The sequence below is a fragment of the Pseudomonas sp. LBUM920 genome (assembly GCF_003852315.1).
GTDB lineage: Bacteria > Pseudomonadota > Gammaproteobacteria > Pseudomonadales > Pseudomonadaceae > Aquipseudomonas.
Genome location: NZ_CP027762.1, coordinates 4,690,470 through 4,708,565, shown reverse-complemented (window position 1 = coordinate 4,708,565; position 18,096 = coordinate 4,690,470). Strand labels below are relative to the sequence as shown.

The 18,096-nt window shown below is 60.7% G+C and carries 17 protein-coding genes; all 17 read left to right on the top strand.

The window, feature by feature from the left end:
* Positions 1-253 precede the first annotated feature (253 nt).
* The 17 genes from C4J83_RS21745 (at position 254) to C4J83_RS21665 (ending at position 18,087) form a co-directional block, all read left to right on the top strand.
* Positions 254-1,183 (top strand): ketoacyl-ACP synthase III, encoded by a 930-nt coding sequence (locus C4J83_RS21745; protein ID WP_124418169.1) that lies wholly within the window; start codon positions 254-256, stop codon positions 1,181-1,183.
* A 267-nt stretch (positions 1,184-1,450) separates the two neighbouring features.
* On the top strand, positions 1,451-2,896 hold the full coding sequence (locus tag C4J83_RS21740; RefSeq protein WP_119742291.1) for a flagellin N-terminal helical domain-containing protein: 1,446 nt from the start codon (positions 1,451-1,453) through the stop codon (positions 2,894-2,896).
* 75 nt (positions 2,897-2,971) lie between these two features.
* Positions 2,972-3,331, top strand: coding sequence for a flagellar protein FlaG (locus tag C4J83_RS21735; protein WP_124418168.1), 360 nt, complete (start codon positions 2,972-2,974; stop codon positions 3,329-3,331).
* Between the two features lie 80 nt (positions 3,332-3,411).
* Complete coding sequence (fliD, locus tag C4J83_RS21730; protein WP_106576449.1) at positions 3,412-4,824, top strand: flagellar filament capping protein FliD; 1,413 nt, start codon at positions 3,412-3,414, stop codon at positions 4,822-4,824.
* 141 nt (positions 4,825-4,965) lie between these two features.
* Positions 4,966-5,355, top strand: a complete 390-nt coding sequence (gene fliS / locus C4J83_RS21725; protein ID WP_106576450.1) for a flagellar export chaperone FliS — start codon at positions 4,966-4,968, stop codon at positions 5,353-5,355.
* Positions 5,356-5,378: 23 nt separating this feature from the next.
* Positions 5,379-5,675 carry a flagellar protein FliT gene (fliT, locus tag C4J83_RS21720; RefSeq protein ID WP_106576451.1) on the top strand — a complete coding sequence of 99 codons (297 nt, stop codon included), beginning with the start codon at positions 5,379-5,381 and terminating at the stop codon, positions 5,673-5,675.
* Positions 5,676-5,845: 170 nt separating this feature from the next.
* Positions 5,846-7,321, top strand: coding sequence for a sigma-54 dependent transcriptional regulator (locus tag C4J83_RS21715; protein ID WP_124418167.1), 1,476 nt, complete (start codon positions 5,846-5,848; stop codon positions 7,319-7,321).
* Positions 7,322-7,430: 109 nt separating this feature from the next.
* Positions 7,431-8,642: a sensor histidine kinase gene (locus C4J83_RS21710; RefSeq protein ID WP_124418908.1), complete on the top strand. Its 1,212-nt coding sequence runs from the start codon at positions 7,431-7,433 to the stop codon at positions 8,640-8,642.
* 7 nt (positions 8,643-8,649) lie between these two features.
* A complete protein-coding gene (locus tag C4J83_RS21705) occupies positions 8,650-10,029 on the top strand; it encodes a sigma-54-dependent transcriptional regulator (protein WP_106576453.1) in 1,380 nt (459 codons plus the stop codon).
* Positions 10,030-10,175: 146 nt separating this feature from the next.
* Positions 10,176-10,505 (top strand): flagellar hook-basal body complex protein FliE, encoded by a 330-nt coding sequence (gene fliE / locus C4J83_RS21700; RefSeq protein WP_016972029.1) that lies wholly within the window; start codon positions 10,176-10,178, stop codon positions 10,503-10,505.
* 16 nt (positions 10,506-10,521) lie between these two features.
* Positions 10,522-12,297 carry a flagellar basal-body MS-ring/collar protein FliF gene (gene fliF, locus C4J83_RS21695; RefSeq protein ID WP_106576454.1) on the top strand — a complete coding sequence of 592 codons (1,776 nt, stop codon included), beginning with the start codon at positions 10,522-10,524 and terminating at the stop codon, positions 12,295-12,297.
* Complete coding sequence (fliG, locus tag C4J83_RS21690; RefSeq protein ID WP_106576455.1) at positions 12,290-13,306, top strand: flagellar motor switch protein FliG; 1,017 nt, start codon at positions 12,290-12,292, stop codon at positions 13,304-13,306. Before fliF ends, fliG begins: the two co-directional genes overlap by 8 nt.
* A gap of 10 nt (positions 13,307-13,316) precedes the next feature.
* Positions 13,317-14,081 (top strand): flagellar assembly protein FliH, encoded by a 765-nt coding sequence (gene fliH / locus C4J83_RS21685; RefSeq protein WP_124418166.1) that lies wholly within the window; start codon positions 13,317-13,319, stop codon positions 14,079-14,081.
* Positions 14,071-15,429 carry a flagellar protein export ATPase FliI gene (gene fliI / locus C4J83_RS21680; protein WP_106576457.1) on the top strand — a complete coding sequence of 453 codons (1,359 nt, stop codon included), beginning with the start codon at positions 14,071-14,073 and terminating at the stop codon, positions 15,427-15,429. The genes fliH and fliI overlap by 11 nt, the downstream gene beginning before the upstream one ends.
* A gap of 3 nt (positions 15,430-15,432) precedes the next feature.
* Positions 15,433-15,882, top strand: a complete 450-nt coding sequence (gene fliJ / locus C4J83_RS21675; protein WP_119742297.1) for a flagellar export protein FliJ — start codon at positions 15,433-15,435, stop codon at positions 15,880-15,882.
* A gap of 184 nt (positions 15,883-16,066) precedes the next feature.
* Positions 16,067-16,372, top strand: coding sequence for an STAS domain-containing protein (locus C4J83_RS21670; RefSeq protein ID WP_106576459.1), 306 nt, complete (start codon positions 16,067-16,069; stop codon positions 16,370-16,372).
* The gene (locus C4J83_RS21665) at positions 16,369-18,087 is read left to right on the top strand and encodes an ATP-binding SpoIIE family protein phosphatase (RefSeq protein ID WP_124418165.1); all 1,719 of its coding nucleotides are present in this window, start codon (positions 16,369-16,371) and stop codon (positions 18,085-18,087) included. Before C4J83_RS21670 ends, C4J83_RS21665 begins: the two co-directional genes overlap by 4 nt.
* Positions 18,088-18,096: the final 9 nt, after the last annotated feature.

The following is an 18,096-nucleotide window of genomic DNA, read 5'->3' as shown; positions in this document are numbered from 1 at the left end:
CCTGGCAGCAGGGTGGGCCGTTGTCGTTTCTGGGGGCGGGAATGTTGCAGGGTTTTGCATAAAGCGCACAAAATTGAGTGACCTGTGAGTCATAAAGCGCATCTTCACTGTATCGTGTGAAAAGGATAAGTCGTCGCAGGGTCTTTGCGCGGGGGCTTTCAGCGATATTTTTACGGGGTTATCCCCTTTATTGTCAGCGCTCCCGGCGTAGCCCGAGGGGTGTTATCCAGCTATTTAGTATTGGGAAGCCACAATGATTGGCATAAAAAGCATCGCCAGTTACGTGCCGGCAGACGGGGTTGATAACTACGCCCAGGGCGCCAAATTCGCCAAGGATGAGGATTTCATCATTGGCAAGATCGGTTCGGCGTTCCTGCCGCGCAAGGATGCTGCGCAGGAAACCTCCGACCTGTGCGTCGAGGCGGTCAACGCCTTGTTTGCCAACAACCCTGATTTGAAGCGCGAGTCCATCGACGCGCTGATCGTCGTGACCCAGAACGGCGATGAGGAAGGCTTGCCCCACACGGCCGCCATCGTCCAGGACAAGCTGGGCCTGCCGACCCACGTGGCGGCGTTTGATATCTCGCTGGGTTGCTCGGGCTATGTCTACGGCATCTACGCGATGAAAGGCTTCATGGAAGCCACCGGCCTGAAAAACGGCCTGCTGATCACCGCCGACCCGTATTCGAAGATCGTTGATCCGGAAGACCGCAACACCACCATGCTCTTCGGCGATGCCGCCACTGCCACCTGGATGGGCGAAGATGCGCCGTGGTTGCTCGGCAAGTCGAAGTTCGGCACCGACGGTTCCGGTGCGCTGCACCTTAAGGTCAGCGACGGCGTGTTTTTCATGAATGGCCGCCAGGTGTTCAACTTCGCCCTGCTCAAAGTGCCGGCGCATTTGCACGAGCTGCTCAACGAGTCTGAGCTTAAGGCTGACGAGATTGATGCGTTCTGCATTCACCAGGGCAGTGCGGCGATTGTCGACGCCGTGGCGCGACGGTTTGAAGACGCACCGGTGGAGAAATTCATCAAGGACATGGTCGAGACTGGCAATACCGTGTCTTCCAGCATTCCACTGCTGCTTGAAAAGCACATGATGGACGGCGACTGGAAGCGTGTTGCGATCAGTGGCTTTGGTGTCGGTTTGTCGTGGGGTTCGGCGATTCTCTATCGTCCGTGACCTGCTGATAGCGCTGCACACAAAAACGCCCAGGCTTGAAAAAGCCTGGGCGTTTTTTATTTGGCGCCAGAAAACCCAGCAAATGCGAGGCTTTGGGCTATCGTAAATGCTTGAATTACAAAGGGTGGCCCGTTGCTAGTAAAAAAAATCAAAAAAGTCCTCAAGAGACCTGCATTCACGACGATAACTATTACGAAGGTTCTCTAGGCCACACCCGGCGGTTGCCAGGGCCGGAAGCCGCAGTACACCACCCACGAGGATTTCGTCATGGCTTTAACAGTAAACACCAACCTTGCTTCGTTGAACGTTCAGAACAACCTGAACAAGGCTTCTGGCGCCCTGCAAACTTCCATGCAGCGTCTGTCCTCCGGCCTGCGTATCAACAGCGCCAAAGACGATGCGGCCGGCCTGCAAATCTCCAACCGTCTGACCAGCCAGATCAACGGCCTGGGCGTTGCAATCAAGAACGCCAACGACGGCAGCTCGATTGCTCAGACCGCTGAAGGCGCCATGCAGCAGTCCACCAACATCCTGCAAAGCATGCGTACCCTGGCTCTGCAATCCGCCAACGGCTCGCCAAGCGCTGACGACCGTAAGTCGAACCAGGCTCAATACGCAGCACTGACTGCTGAATTGACCCGTATCGCTACCACCACTACTTTCGGTGGCAAGAACCTGCTGGACGGTTCTTTCGGTACCACTTCGTTCCAGGTCGGCGCCAACGCTAACCAGACCATCGACATGAGCATCGGTAACGTTGCAGCCAACAACATTGGTTCGCAGCAGCTGAAATCCCAAGGCGTTGCTCCAAGCGCAACAGGCGTTGCCGGCGGCGCACTCACCGTTACCGGTGGCGGCCAGTCCAAGAACCTGACCATCGCTGCCGGTGCTTCGGCCGGGCAGATCGCTGCGCAAATGAACGGCGCTGTAGGCGGCCTGGCTGCTACTGCCAGCACTGTTGCCCAGTTCACCGTTGACTCCGCTGCCATCGCTGCTGCAACCCCTGCCAGCGCCAACTTCACCTTGCAAGTCGGTAGCGGTGCTGCGGTTCAGTTCACTGGCGTGGTCAAAGCTTCTGACCTGGCTGACCAACTGAAGTCCAACGCTGCCAAACTGGGCATCACCGTTAACTACGATTCGACCACTCAAGCGCTGTCGGTCAAGTCCGATACCGGTGAGAACCTGACCTTCAACGCTGGCGACGCCGGTGCTATCGCAGGCGTCAAGGTTGCCACCCTGGATGGTACCGGTACTGCCGGCACTGCCGTTGCTCTGGCTAACACCGCTATCATCGCAACCGGCGCAGTTTCCCTGAACTCCTCCAGCAGCTACTCGCTGAGCGGCGCTGGCGTGACGGGTCTGTTCGCAGCTACCGGTACTGCTGCCAACTCCACCAAAACCACCGTCAACAACACTGACATCACCACTGCTGCCAACGCACAGAACTCGATCGACGTGATCACTCAGGCGATCTCCGACATCGACTCCCAGCGTGCCGGCCTCGGTGCTGTACAAAACCGTTTCGACAACACCGTTGCCAACCTGCAGAGCATCTCCGACAACTCCAGCGCCGCTCGCGGTCAGATCCAGGACGTTGACTACGCTGCAGAAACTGCTCAGCTGACCAAGCAACAAACCCTGCAACAGGCTTCCACTGCGATCCTGTCCCAGGCCAACCAACTGCCATCCGCTGTACTGAAGCTGCTTCAGTAATAGCCATCGGTAGATGACTGACGGAAGGGCGCGTTTACGTGCCCTTTTGTCTTTTGCGTGATGAGGAGATTGGACATGGACATGAGCGTCAAGTTGAACCTGTCTTATCCAGCAGCGGCGCCGCAGAGCGCGCCTGCCCCTGTGACAGCCGACCCGCAGCAAACCAAGGTAGACCCCACGGTTGCCACGGGCGAGCCCAGGCAAGACTCGAAATCCTCCGACCTTGAACAGGCGGTAACGGATATTCGCAAATTCGTCCAGGCTGCCCAGCGCAACCTGGATTTTTCCATTGATGACTCCACCCATCAGGTGGTGGTCAAGGTCATTGCGACCGACAGTGGCGAGGTCATTCGTCAAATCCCTTCGGAAACGGCATTGAAACTCGCACAAAGCCTTCACGACGCCAGCAGTGTGTTGTTTGACGCCAAAGTCTGAGCTGGCATGAATTTTGTTGCTGTAGCTGCTTTAGGCGTCGTCCGTCAATAAAGCGCCAGCCCCGGATCAGGAGAAGAATCATGGGTGATATATCAGTTAGCGGCCCCGTTACGGGCATTGATACCCAGCAGATCGTGACGGCATTGGTGAACGCGGAACAGGCGCCGAAGCAGTCGCAGATCAACAAGCAGACGCAAACGTCGACTGCCCAGCTGTCCTCGATCGGCAAGATTCAAGCCGCGCTGGATGCCTTCCGTGGTGCCATGGACAACATGACCAAGGACGCCAGTATCGGCGGCCTGACCGCGACGACGTCGGATGCCAACGTGTCTACCGTTACCCTGGGTGCCGGTGCCTCCGCGGGCAGCTACCAGCTGATAGTCAACCAGTTGGCGACCGCCTCGAAGGTTGCTACCCAGAATTATCCAACCGGCGCGAAAACCGTCGTCAATACCGGCACCACCGCGACGACCCTGGAAATTTCCCAGTCAGGTCAGAGTTACGGGGTCAGTGTTCCGCCAGGCGCGACGCTGCAGCAAGTGCGTGACTCGATCAACGCGCAATACAGCAGTGCTGGCCTGAGTGCCAACATTCTGACTGACGCCACCGGTTCTCGCCTGGTGATGACGTCGACCAATACCGGCGCCGGCACGGACATTACCCTGGGGGGTAACTCCGGCCTGGAAGCGGGTTCGTCGGTTGTGGGTGAACCACCGCAAAACGCTAAATACACCATTGACGGCACGGCTCAGGAATCCAAGAGTAATACCCTGACCGAGGCGATCAGTGGTGTGAGCATCAAGTTGACGGCGGTGTCGCCTCTGCCGGCCGGGATCACTGGGGCGCTCCCTGACGGCATGACGCGCGTGGCCTCGACCATTACGGTCACCCGCAGCAACGACACCCTCAAAAGCTCGGTAAAGGGTTTTGTCGACACCTACAACGCCTTGATGACTGCGATGAACACCGAAACTGCAGTGACTAACAACGCGGACGGTTCCACCACGCGCGCTGCGCTGACAGGTGATGCCACCATGCGCTCCCTGCAGACGGCTTTGCGTAGCGAGTTGAACGCGTTGACGGGCACGGGCACTTTGAAGTCTCTGGCCCAATTCGGAGTGAACACTGACTCGGGCACCGGCAAGTTGAGTATTGACGACAAGGTGTTCGGTGCGGCCATCTTGACCAACCCTACCGACATCGGCGGTATTTTCAACGGTGACAATGGCCTGTTGGCGCGCATGAAAACCGCGACCGACAGCTACGCGCTGAGCAACACCGGCGTGCTCGCCACGCGTTCGTCGACGCTGTCGGCCAACATCAAGGACCTGCAGAACCAGCAGGACACCCTGACCGCGCGCATGGCCGCGCTGAAAACCAGCCTGACCGCCAAATACACGACGATGAACAACCTGGTGGCCCAGCTCACCAGCCAGCGTTCCAGTGTCATGAGCACGCTCAACGCGCTGAACAAGTCGTCCTCGGACAGCTGATCCCGATGAAGCCGCCCGGTGGTGAATACCGCCACCGGGTGCCGCCTTCGACCGACTTGCGGGTTAAAGTTTTTTGCGACCCAGTCGACATATTAGTCAGAGCCCATCCAATTTAGCTGTTGCCTGTCACGAGGTAGAAACATGAATCCCATGAGAGCCCTTCGCCAATACCAGAAGGTCAATTCCCATGCCCAGATCTCCGAAGCCAGCCCGCACCGTCTGGTGCAGATGCTGATGGAAGGCGCGTTGGACCGCATGGCTCAGGCCAAGGGCGCCATGGCTCGTGGTGATATCGCGCAGAAAGGCCTGTTGCTGGGCAAGGCGATCGACATTCTGATCGGTTTGCGTGACGGCCTGAACCCGGAAAAAACCGATGATCCGGCCGCGTTGCAGCAATTGGATAACCTGTATGCCTACATGACCACACGCTTGCTGGAAGCAAACAGCAAAAGCGATGTCGCCATGATCGACGAAGTAGCCGGCCTGATGATTACGCTCAAGGAAGGCTGGGACGGTATTGCAACACTGTAGGCCTTTGGCCTGAGGATGATGTCATGAGCCACGCCCTGCAACGGATTGACGAGACCCGCGAAGCCCTGGTTGACGCATTGGCCCACCGTAACTGGGACGCTATCGGCGAACTGGACATGGGGTGTCGTGCGGTGATCGATGAGGCGCTTAATAATGCGCCGGTGGACGAGGGTGCCCTGCGGGAAAAGCTGGAAAGCTTGCTGGCGGTGTATCAGCAGTTGCTTGAAGTGACGACTGGCGAACGCCAGGCGATTTTCGAAGAGATGTCGCAGATCAACCGAGCGGAAAGCGCGTCAAAGGTTTACCATCTGTTCGGCTGAATGGGCTCAGTTAATCCGAACGGCGCGTCATATATTTGACTGTGCCAGCATTTTTGACTTAACTAGTGCTGTTTTCAGATTTCAGACGTCTAGTAGGGTAAGAAATCTTACAAACGTCTAGATTGCCCTCACTCTGGGGCAGAGCGTTTTACTAGGGAAGTTGCTATTGCATGTGGCGTGAAACCAAAATTCTGCTGATTGATGACGATAGCGTCCGCCGCCGCGATTTAGCGGTAATTTTGAATTTTCTTGGTGAAGAAAATTTGCCCTGCGGTAGCCATGACTGGCAGCAGGCGGTCAACTCTTTGTCGTCGAGCCGTGAAGTCATCTGTGTGTTGATCGGGACGGTAAACGCTCCTGGCGCAGTTCTGGGCTTGTTAAAGACACTGTCAACCTGGGATGAGTTCCTTCCGGTGTTGCTGATGGGCGATATTTCTTCCGTGGACCTTCCGGAAGACCAGCGCCGCCGCGTGCTCTCCACCCTGGAAATGCCGCCCAGCTACAGCAAATTGCTCGATTCCCTGCACCGTGCCCAGGTCTACCGCGAGATGTATGACCAGGCCCGCGAGCGCGGTCGTCATCGCGAACCCAACCTGTTTCGCAGCCTTGTCGGCACCAGCCGTGCGATCCAGCACGTGCGCCAGATGATGCAGCAAGTGGCCGATACCGACGCCAGCGTATTGATCCTCGGCGAGTCCGGTACCGGCAAGGAAGTGGTCGCACGCAACCTGCACTATCACTCCAAACGCCGCGACGGGCCTTTCGTGCCCGTCAACTGCGGGGCGATCCCGGCAGAATTGCTCGAAAGCGAACTGTTCGGCCACGAGAAGGGCGCCTTTACCGGGGCGATCACCAGCCGGGCCGGGCGTTTCGAGCTGGCCAATGGTGGCACCCTGTTTCTTGACGAAATCGGCGACATGCCGCTGCCGATGCAGGTCAAGCTGTTGCGCGTGTTGCAGGAACGCACCTTCGAGCGCGTGGGCAGCAACAAGACCCAGAGCGTCGACGTGCGCATTATCGCGGCCACGCACAAAAACCTCGAAAGCATGATCGAGGTCGGCAGCTTCCGCGAAGACTTGTACTACCGCCTCAACGTATTCCCTATCGAGATGGCTCCGCTGCGCGAGCGCGTGGAAGACATCCCGCTGCTGATGAACGAACTGATTTCGCGCATGGAGCACGAAAAGCGCGGCTCGATTCGCTTCAACTCCGCCGCGATCATGTCCCTGTGTCGTCACGGCTGGCCGGGCAACGTCCGCGAGCTGGCCAACCTGGTCGAGCGCATGGCCATCATGCACCCGTACGGGGTGATTGGCGTGGTCGAGCTGCCGAAGAAATTCCGCTACGTCGACGACGAAGACGAGCAGTTGGTCGACAGCCTGCGCAGCGACCTGGAAGAGCGCGTGGCCATCAACGGCCATACGCCGGACTTCGGTTCCACCGCCATGCTGCCGCCCGAAGGCCTGGACTTGAAAGACTACCTCGGTAGCCTCGAACAAGGCCTGATCCAGCAGGCGCTGGACGATGCCAATGGCATTGTCGCGCGCGCCGCCGAGCGCCTGCGCATCCGTCGCACCACCCTGGTAGAGAAAATGCGCAAGTACGGCATGAGCCGTCGCGAAGGTGATGAACAGGCGGATGATTGACGCCTGTTTTTTAACTGACTGATATATAAGTCTATTTTTTTCGGCACGGGTATTGCTACAGCCCTCGCAACGTTCCGTTTAACTGACGGTCAGCCAGCGAGAGAGCATGATGCCCCACGCCGCCAAACTTTCTTCAGCCCCTGCTATTCCTGGGCTGGTTCCGTGTGCAGAGCCGTTGACCCGGCAGGGTCTTGAACAGGCGTTCTCGCAATTCAACCAGATGTCGAGCCAGCTGACCGACTCCTACAGTCTGCTGGAGGCGCGGGTTTCCGAGCTTAAAGGCGAACTGGCAGTGGTCAGCGCCCAGCGCATGCAAGAGCTCGCCGAGAAAGAGCGTCTGGCCAACCGCCTACAAAACCTCCTCGACCTGTTGCCCGGCGGCGTAATCGTCATCGATGAAATGGGCCGTGTCCGCGAAGCCAACCCGGCCGCGCGTGACTTGCTGGGCGAGCCGCTGGAAGGCGAGTTGTGGCGCCACGTGATTACACGCTGCTTTGCGCCACGCGAAGACGACGGCCATGAAATTTCCCTCAAGGATGGCCGGCGCCTGTCCATCGCCACCCGTTCCCTGGACGCCGAGCCCGGCCAACTGGTGCTGCTCAACGACCTGACTGAAACCCGTCACTTGCAAGACCAGTTGGCGCGCCATGAGCGTTTGTCGTCGCTGGGGCGGATGGTCGCTTCTTTGGCGCATCAAATCCGCACGCCATTGTCGGCAGCGTTGATCTACGCCAGTCATTTGACTGATGAGCAACTGCCAGCCGCCACCCACCAGCGATTTGCCGGGCGCCTCAAGGAGCGCCTGCATGAATTGGAACATCAGGTGCGCGACATGCTGGTGTTTGCCCGCGGCGAATTGCCGCTGACCGACCGCGTCACGCCATCGGCGCTGATGCAGTCGCTGCAAGCGGCAGCCGCCACGCATATCCAGGACGTCAATGTGCGCTGGCAGTGCGACAGCCACTTGGGCGAGTTGCTGTGCAACCGCGACACGCTGGTCGGCGCCTTGCTCAACCTGATCGAAAACGCCACCCAGGCCAGCGGCCCGGGTGCGCGGCTCAAAGTGCACCTCTACACCCGCGACCAAACCCTGCGCCTGTGCATCAGTGACAGCGGCAGCGGCATCGACCCGGTCGTGCTGCAACGCCTGGGCGAACCCTTTTTTACCACCAAGACCAACGGGACGGGCCTGGGCCTGACCGTGGTCAAGGCAGTGGCGCGTGCACATCAGGGAGAATTGCAACTGCACTCCCGGTTGGGGCGTGGCACCTGTGCATTGATGACCTTGCCGCTGTTTTCCAGCGCGGCAAGCGCGGAGTAAAAGGACTATGGCTATCAAGGTTTTATTGGTCGAAGACGACCGCGCCCTGCGTGAAGCATTGGCTGACACGCTGCTGTTGGCGGGCCATGACTACCGCGCGGTCGGTTCTGCCGAGGATGCCTTGGAGGCCGTTGAACAAGAGTCCTTCAGTCTGGTGGTCAGTGACGTGAACATGCCCGGCATGGACGGCCACCAGTTGCTTGGCCTGTTGCGCGCACGTCAGCCGCAACTGCCGGTGCTGCTGATGACGGCGCATGGCGCCGTCGAGCGGGCGGTGGACGCCATGCGCCAAGGGGCGGCGGATTACTTGGTCAAACCCTTCGAGCCCAAGGCGCTGATCGAGCTGGTCGCCCGGCATGCGCTGGGCGTGGTGTCGAATGCCGAGGGTGAAGGCCCGATTGCCTTCGAGCCGGCCAGCGCGCAGTTGCTGGAACTGGCAGCCCGGGTGGCGCGCAGCGATTCGACCGTGTTGATTTCCGGCGAGTCCGGCACCGGTAAGGAAGTGCTGGCGCGTTACATTCACCAGCAGTCGGGCCGCGCCAAACAACCGTTTATTGCGATCAACTGCGCGGCGATTCCCGACAACATGCTCGAAGCCACGCTGTTCGGCCATGAAAAGGGCTCGTTCACCGGCGCTATCGCGGCGCAGGCCGGCAAGTTCGAACAGGCCGACGGTGGCACCATCCTGCTCGACGAAATTTCGGAGATGCCGCTGGGCCTGCAAGCCAAGCTGCTGCGGGTGCTGCAGGAGCGCGAAGTCGAGCGCGTCGGCGCACGCAAGCCCATCCAGCTGGACATCCGCGTGGTCGCCACCACCAACCGCGACCTCGCGGGTGAAGTGGCGGCAGGGCGCTTTCGTGAAGACTTGTTCTACCGGCTCTCGGTGTTCCCGCTGGCCTGGCGCCCGTTGCGTGAGCGCCCGGCGGACATCATTCCGCTGGCCGAGCGCTTGCTGAACAACCACGTCAAAAAAATGAAGCATGCCCAGGCGCGGCTGTCGGCTGAAGCCCAGGCCTGCCTGATCGGCTATCCATGGCCAGGCAATGTGCGGGAGCTGGACAATGCCATCCAGCGCGCGCTGATTTTGCAGCAGGGCGGGTTGATTCAGCCGCAGGACTTCTGCCTGGCCATGGGCAGTGGCGCGGCGCCGTTGCCGAGCCTGGCGCCGGCACCGGTGGTCGTGGCCGAAGCCGAGTCTGGCGGTGCCTTGGGCGACGACCTGCGTCGCCGCGAATTCCAGATGATTATCGACACCCTGCGTGCCGAACGCGGCCGCCGCAAGGAAGCTGCCGAGCGCCTGGGCATCAGCCCGCGCACCTTGCGCTACAAGCTGGCGCAGATGCGCGACGCGGGGATGGATGTCGAAGCCTACCTGTTCGCGACCTGACAAATCGCTGTGTTAGAAATACTCAGGCTGACAGGGTTTGTCGCCTTTTCTTACGAATAGCCACGGAGCTGGCACCCTTGTTGCTACCACCCCTAGTAACCGCTGCGTAGTGTCAAAAAATTGCGGGTCGTCGGAGAGAGAAGGTCATGAGCCAGGGTATTGAGTTCAATCGGTTGATGTTGGATATGCGCTCCATGCAAATGGATGCCATGGCTCAACCGAAATCCGTCGCGCCAGCGCCGGAATTGGGCCAAAGCAGTTTTGCCGACATGCTCGGTCAGGCAATCAACAAAGTCAGTGATACCCAGCAAGCCTCGAATCAGTTGGCTACCGCCTTCGAGATCGGCAAAAGCGGCGTGGACCTCACCGATGTGATGGTCGCTTCGCAAAAGGCCAGCGTTTCCTTTCAGGCCTTGACCCAAGTGCGTAACAAGTTGGTTCAGGCTTATCAAGACATCATGCAGATGCCGGTTTAAGGACGAGATTTAAGTCATGGCAGAAGCAGTCGTGGACAACGTACCCGCCAAGGCAGACGGCAAGCCGCCGCTGTTTGGCCTGTCGTTCCTGGAAAACCTTTCCGAAATGACCATGTTGCGTCAGGTGGGCCTGATGGTCGGCCTGGCTGCCAGCGTGGCGATTGGTTTTGCCGTGGTGCTGTGGTCGCAGCAACCTGATTACCGCCCGTTGTACGGCAGCCTGGCCGGGATGGATTCCAAGCAGATCATGGAAACCCTGGCCGCCGCCGACATCGCCTACACCGTGGAGCCCAATTCCGGGGCCTTGCTGGTCAAGGCCGATGACGTGGCGCGTGCGCGCATGAAGCTGGCGGCCGCCGGCGTTACGCCGTCCGACAGCAATATCGGTTTTGAAATTCTCGACAAGGACCAGGGCCTGGGCACCAGCCAGTTCATGGAAGCCACGCGCTACCGTCGTGGCCTGGAAGGCGAACTGGCACGCACTATCTCAAGCTTGAATAACGTCAAGGGCGCCCGCGTGCACCTGGCGATTCCGAAAAGCTCGGTGTTCGTGCGCGACGAGCGCAAGCCAAGCGCCTCGGTATTGGTCGAGCTGTTTTCCGGCCGCTCCCTGGAGCCTGGCCAGGTCCTGGCGATCATCAACCTGGTGGCCACCAGCGTTCCTGAGTTGAGCAAGTCGCAAATCACCGTGGTAGACCAGAAGGGCAACCTGCTGTCCGACCAGGCCGAGAACTCCGCGCTGACCCAGGCCGGCAAGCAGTTCGACTACAGCCGCCGCATGGAAAGCATGCTCACTCAGCGTGTGCATAACATTCTGCAGCCGGTGCTGGGCAACGACCGCTATAAAGCTGAGGTGTCTGCCGACGTGGACTTCAGCGCCGTCGAGTCGACCTCCGAGCAGTTCAACCCGGACCAGCCGGCGCTGCGCAGCGAGCAATCGACCAGCGAACAACGCACCGCCAGCAATGGCCCGCAAGGTGTGCCGGGTGCCCTGAGCAACCAGCCACCGGCCCCGGCCACGGCGCCGCAAACCACCGGTGGCGCGGCCGCGACGGCGGCTGCGATTCAGCCTGGTCAGCCACTGTTGGACGCCAACGGCCAGCAGATCATGGACCCGGCCACCGGCCAGCCGATGCTCGCGCCGTACCCGGCGGACAAGCGTAACCAGTCCACCAAGAACTTCGAACTCGACCGTTCCATCAGCCACACCAAGCAGCAGCAGGGCAAAATCAATCGCCTGTCGGTGTCGGTGGTGGTCGATGATCAGGTCAAGGTCAATGCCGCAGACGGCGCCGTCACCCGTGCGCCATGGAGCGCCGACGAATTGGCGCGCTTCACCCGCCTGGTGCAGGACGCTGTCGGTTTCGACGCCAGCCGTGGCGACAGCGTCAGCGTGATCAACATGCCGTTCTCCGCCGAGCGCGGCGAAGTGATCGCCGATCCGGCGTTCTACACGCAGCCGTGGTTCTGGGACATCGTCAAGCAAGTGCTGGGTGTGTTGTTCATCCTGGTGCTGGTGTTCGGCGTGCTGCGCCCGGTGCTCAACAACATCACCGGCCATGGCAAGAAGCAGCTGGCATTGGCTGGCAGTGACGTCGAGCTGGGTGGCATGGGCGGCCTGGACGGCGAACTGGCCAACGACCGCGTCAGCCTTGGCGGCCCGCAAAGCATCCTGTTGCCAAGCCCGAGCGAAGGCTATGACGCTCAGTTGAACGCAATCAAGAGTCTGGTAGCAGAAGACCCGGGCCGTGTGGCTCAGGTCGTGAAAGAGTGGATTAACGCAGATGAATGATCGAGCCGCTGTTGCCAAGCTCACCAAAGTCGACAAAGCCGCCGTGTTGCTGCTGTCTTTGGGTGAGACCGACGCCGCACAAGTGCTGCGCCACATGGGCCCCAAAGAGGTTCAGCGCGTAGGCGTGGCCATGGCGCAAATGCGCAATGTGCACCGTGAGCAAGTCGAGCAGGTGATGAGCGAGTTCGTCGAGATCGTCGGCGACCAGACCAGCCTGGGCGTCGGCTCCGACAGCTACATTCGCAAGATGCTCACCTCGGCCCTGGGCGAAGACAAGGCCAACGGCCTGATCGACCGCATCCTGCTGGGCGGCAACACCAGTGGCCTGGACAGCCTCAAATGGATGGAGCCGCGCGCCGTTGCCGACGTGATCCGCTACGAGCACCCACAGATCCAGGCCATCGTCGTCGCCTACCTGGACCCGGATCAGGCCGGTGAAGTACTCGGCCACTTCGACCATAAGGTGCGTTTGGACATCATCCTGCGCGTGTCGTCGCTGAACACGGTGCAGCCGGCGGCATTGAAAGAACTCAACACCATCCTCGAGAAGCAGTTCTCGGGCAACTCGAATGCCTCGCGTACCACCTTGGGTGGCATCAAGCGCGCGGCCGATATCATGAACTTCCTCGACAGCTCGGTCGAAGGCCAGTTGATGGACTCGATCCGCGAGATCGACGACACCCTGTCCGGCCAGATCGAAGACCTCATGTTCGTGTTCAACAACCTCTCCGATGTCGACGACCGTGGCATCCAGGCGTTGCTGCGCGAGGTGTCTTCCGACGTGCTGGTGCTGGCCCTCAAGGGGTCGGACGAAAACGTCAAAGAGAAGATCTTCAAGAACATGTCCAAGCGCGCCTCCGAGCTGTTGCGTGACGACCTGGAAGCCAAGGGCCCGGTGCGTGTCAGCGACGTGGAAACCGCCCAGAAGGAAATCCTCACCATTGCCCGCCGTATGGCCGAAGCCGGAGAAATCGTTCTCGGCGGGAAGGGCGGCGAAGAAATGATCTAAGGCGCTGCCCATGTCGAACAAAGATGAGACGCCCAGCGATCTGATTCGCGCACGGGATGTCGGCGGGTTCGACATCTGGTCGTTGCCCAGTTTCGACCCGCATGTGCCGGAACCTGAGCCAGAGCCGGTGATTGAAACACCGGCCGAAATGGAAGAAGTGCCGCTGGATGAAGTCCAGCCACTGACCCTCGAAGAATTGGAAGCCATCCGCCAGGAGGCCTACAACGAGGGCTTCGCGGCGGGTGAAAAAGATGGTTTTCGCAGCACCACCCTCAAGGTTCGCCAAGAGGCCGAGGAGGCGCTGAGCGTCAAACTGGCCAGCCTGGAGCGCTTGATGGGCAACCTGTTCAACCCGATCGCCGAACAGGATTCGCAGCTGGAAAAATCCATGGTCGGGCTGGTCGAGCACATCGCGCGCCAAGTGATCCAGCGCGAACTGGTGCTTGATTCCAGCCACATCGAAAGCGTGATGCGCGAAGCCCTCAAGCTGCTGCCATTGGGCGTCGGCAATGTGCGGCTGTACATCAACCCGCAGGATTTCGAACAGGTCAAAGCCCTGCGCGAGCGCCATGAAGAAACCTGGCGCATTGTCGAGGACGCGGCGCTGCTGCCCGGTGGTTGCCGCGTCGAAACCGAGCACAGCCGCATCGATGCCACGGTGGAAACCCGCATCAGCCAGATCATGGCGAAAATGTTCGATCAATTGCATGAACAGTCCCTGCACCCGGCCGAGCCTGATATGAGCGTGGACCTGGACGCCGCCGATGCGCCTTGAACGCACCAGCTTCGCCAAGCGCCTGAGCGGCTACACCGAAGCCACCGAACTGCCCGGCCAGCCGATCCTCGAAGGGCGCCTGCTGCGCATGGTCGGCCTGACCCTTGAAGCCGAAGGCCTGCGTGCCGCCATGGGCAGCCGCTGCCTGGTGATCAACGACGACAGCTACCACCCGGTGCAGGTCGAAGCCGAAGTGATGGGCTTTTCCGGCAGCAAGATTTTCCTGATGCCGGTCGGCAGCCTGGCGGGCATCGCCCCCGGCGCCCGCGTGGTGCCACTGGCCGATACCGGCCGCCTGCCGATGGGCATGAGCATGCTCGGCCGCGTGCTGGACGGCGCCGGTCGCGCGTTGGACGGCAAAGGCGGCATGAAGGCCGAAGACTGGGTGCCGATGGATGGCCCAACCATCAACCCGCTCAACCGCAACCCGATCAGCGTGCCGCTGGACGTGGGCATTCGCAGCATCAACGGTTTATTGACGGTCGGCCGCGGCCAGCGTCTGGGCCTGTTTGCCGGTACCGGCGTGGGTAAGTCGGTGTTGCTCGGCATGATGACGCGCTTTACCGAGGCCGACATTATCGTGGTCGGGTTGATCGGCGAGCGGGGCCGTGAAGTCAAGGAATTCATCGAGCACAGCCTCGGTGAAGAAGGCCTCAAGCGTTCCGTCGTCGTCGCCTCGCCAGCGGACGATGCGCCGCTGATGCGTTTGCGCGCGGCCATGTATTGCACACGCATTGCCGAATATTTTCGCGACAAGGGCAAGAATGTCCTGTTGCTGATGGACTCGCTCACGCGTTTCGCCCAGGCCCAGCGGGAAATCGCCCTGGCCATCGGCGAACCGCCGGCCACCAAAGGCTACCCGCCGTCAGTGTTCGCCAAGCTGCCCAAGCTGGTTGAACGCGCCGGTAATGCCGAGGCCGGCGGCGGTTCGATCACGGCGTTCTACACCGTGTTGTCCGAAGGCGATGACCAGCAAGACCCGATTGCCGACTCGGCGCGCGGCGTGCTCGACGGCCACATCGTGCTGTCGCGGCGTTTGGCCGAAGAAGGGCACTACCCGGCCATCGATATCGAAGCGTCGATCAGCCGGGTGATGCCGGCGGTGGTCACGCCGGAGCACATGGCCCGCGCGCAGCACTTCAAGCAACTGTGGTCGCGCTATCAGCAAAGCCGCGACTTGATCAGCGTTGGCGCCTACGTGGCCGGCGGTGATCGCGAAACCGACCTGGCGATTGCCCTGCAACCGCAGCTGGTGACCTACCTGCGCCAGGGCCTCAACGACAAGATCAGCATGGGCGAAAGCGAAGCGCATCTGGGCTCGATCTTTGCCCCGGCGCCAGGCGGTTAAGCCATGGCCAGCACCCGTTCCTCGCGCCTGGCCCCAGTGGTGGACATGGCGGAGAAGGCCGAAAAAACCGCGGCGCAACGCCTGGGCTACTTTCAGGGGCAGGTGCGCCTGGCGGAAAGCAAACTCGGCGACCTGGAGCGCTTTCGCAGCGAATACCAGCAGCAATGGATCGAGCGCGGCAGCAAGGGCGTTTCCGGCCAATGGCTGATGGGTTACCAGGGCTTTCTCAACCAGCTGGAAACCGCCGTAGGCCAACAGCGCCAGAGCCTGGCCTGGCACCAGAACAACCTCGATAAAGCCCGCGAGGCGTGGCAGGCGGCGTTTGCCCGGGTCGAAGGTTTGCGCAAACTGGTGCAGCGATACATCGATGAAGCACGGGCGATTGAAGACAAGCGCGAGCAAAAGCTGCTCGACGAGCTGTCACAGCGACTACCGCGCCAATCACAGTACTAACGGCCACCACCGGCCTGTTGTGGGCGCCGGGCTTGCCCGCGATGCAGGCACCCAGGTGGATCAGGCACCCCGCAGTGATGCTCTCGCAGGCAAGCCAGCCCCCACATTTGATTTGCTGTGTTGCCCATACCCCGTTCACCTGCTAAACCTTGTTGCACATTGCCAATGACAAGGAAGCAGTCGCATGTCAGTCGTGTCAGAAGTGTCCCTGGATGGGAAAAAATTGACGATTACCGTCAAAGGGCGATTCGATTTCGGTAGCCACCAGGCCTTTCGTGATGCCTACGAGCGGTTCTACAAGGTGCCCGAGGTCTACGTGGTGGACCTCAAAGACACCACCTACATGGACAGCTCGGCCCTGGGCATGTTGCTGCTGTTGCGTGACCATGCCGGTGGCGACAATGCCGAAGTTCAGGTGATCAACAGCAACTCCGATGTGCGCAAGATCCTCGCCATTTCCAACTTTGACAAACTGTTCGATCTCAGTTGAGCAGCCTGGCCCCGGTCCTTGAACCGCTGACCATCCTGATCGCCGAAGACAGCGCTGCCGATTTGCTGTTGCTGTCGACCATCATTCGGCGTCAGGGGCATCAAGTACTCACCGCCACCAACGGCGCGCAAGCGGTCGAGCTGTTTACCCGCGAGCGTCCGCAACTGGTGTTGATGGACGCGTTGATGCCGGTGATGGACGGCTTTGAAGCCGCGCGGCGCATCAAGCAGCTTGCCGGTGAGGCGCTGGTTCCGATCATCTTCCTGACCTCGCTGCGCGAAAGCGAGGCGCTGGCCCAGTGCCTGGACGCGGGCGGCGATGACTTCCTGCCCAAGCCCTACAACCAGTTGATCCTGGCGGCGAAAATCAACGCCATGGACCGCCTGCGCCGGCTGCAGGCCACGGTCTTGCAGCAGCGTGACCAGATCGCCAGGCACCACGACTACCTGCTGCACGAGCAGCGCGCGGCCAAGGCGGTGTTCGATAAGGTGGCGCATTCGGGCTGCATCAATGCGGCGCCGAACATTCGTTACCTGCAATCGCCCTACGCCCTGTTCAATGGCGACCTGCTGCTGGCGGCGTACACACCCTCCGGCGACATGCATGTTTTGCTCGGCGACTTCACCGGCCATGGCCTGCCGGCCGCCGTGGGGGCCATGCCCCTGGCGGAAGTGTTCTACGGCATGACCGCCAAGGGTTACGGCCTGGCGCAGACCCTGCGCGAGATGAACGCCAAGCTCAAACGCATCCTGCCGGTGGACATGTTCTGCTGCGCCACGCTGCTGTGCCTGAGCGCCCAGCGGCGCGTGGTGGAGGTGTGGAACGGCGGGATGCCCGAGGGCTATGTGCATGAAGTCGCCACGGGCAAGCGCACGCCGCTGGTGTCGCGGCACCTGCCACTGGGTGTGTTGTCGGCTCAGGCGTTCGATGACGGCACCGAGGTCTGGCCCATGGCGCTGGGCGACCGAGTGTTTTTGCTCTCCGACGGCGTGCTCGACACGGCTGACGCCAATGACCAGCTGTTTGGCGCCGAGCGCTTGCAGCAGGTGTTCGCGGCCAACCGCGAGCCCGACCGGCTATTCGAAGACATCGAGCGGGCGCTGGCGGCGTTTCGCGGCCAGGCGCGCGATGACGTCAGTATGGTGGAAATCACCTTGCAGGCTGGCCAGCCGTTGCGCGCGGCCGAGCCCGTCTACGCCGACAGCGGGCAGTCGTGCCCGCTGGATTGGTCGGTGAGTTTCGAATTCCGTGCGCAGACCCTCAAAAGCTACAACCCGCTGCCGTATCTGCTGCAGTTGCTGCTGGAGATTCATGGTCTGCGCGGGCAGAGCGGGGCGCTTTACAGTGTGATGGCCGAGTTGTATTCGAACGCGCTGGAGCATGGTGTGCTGGAGTTGGATTCGCGCCTCAAGCGGGATGCCCAGGGTTTCGCCGACTATTACCGCCAGCGCAATGAGCGGCTGGGGCAGTTGAACAGCGGTTACGTGCGGGTGCATGTGCAGGTGGTGCCGACCGCCACGGGCGGCAAAATGACGCTGCGCATTGAGGACAGCGGTCCGGGGTTTGACGTGGAACAGGTGCTGGCGCGGCCGATGGATGTTGACCGTCTGTCTGGCCGCGGCTTGAGCCTGGTGCGCCAGTTGAGCAGCGATGTACGCTGGTCCGATGGCGGGCGCAGTGTGTGCGTGGAGTTTTGCTGGGGGGCTCTGGCATAATCCGCCGAT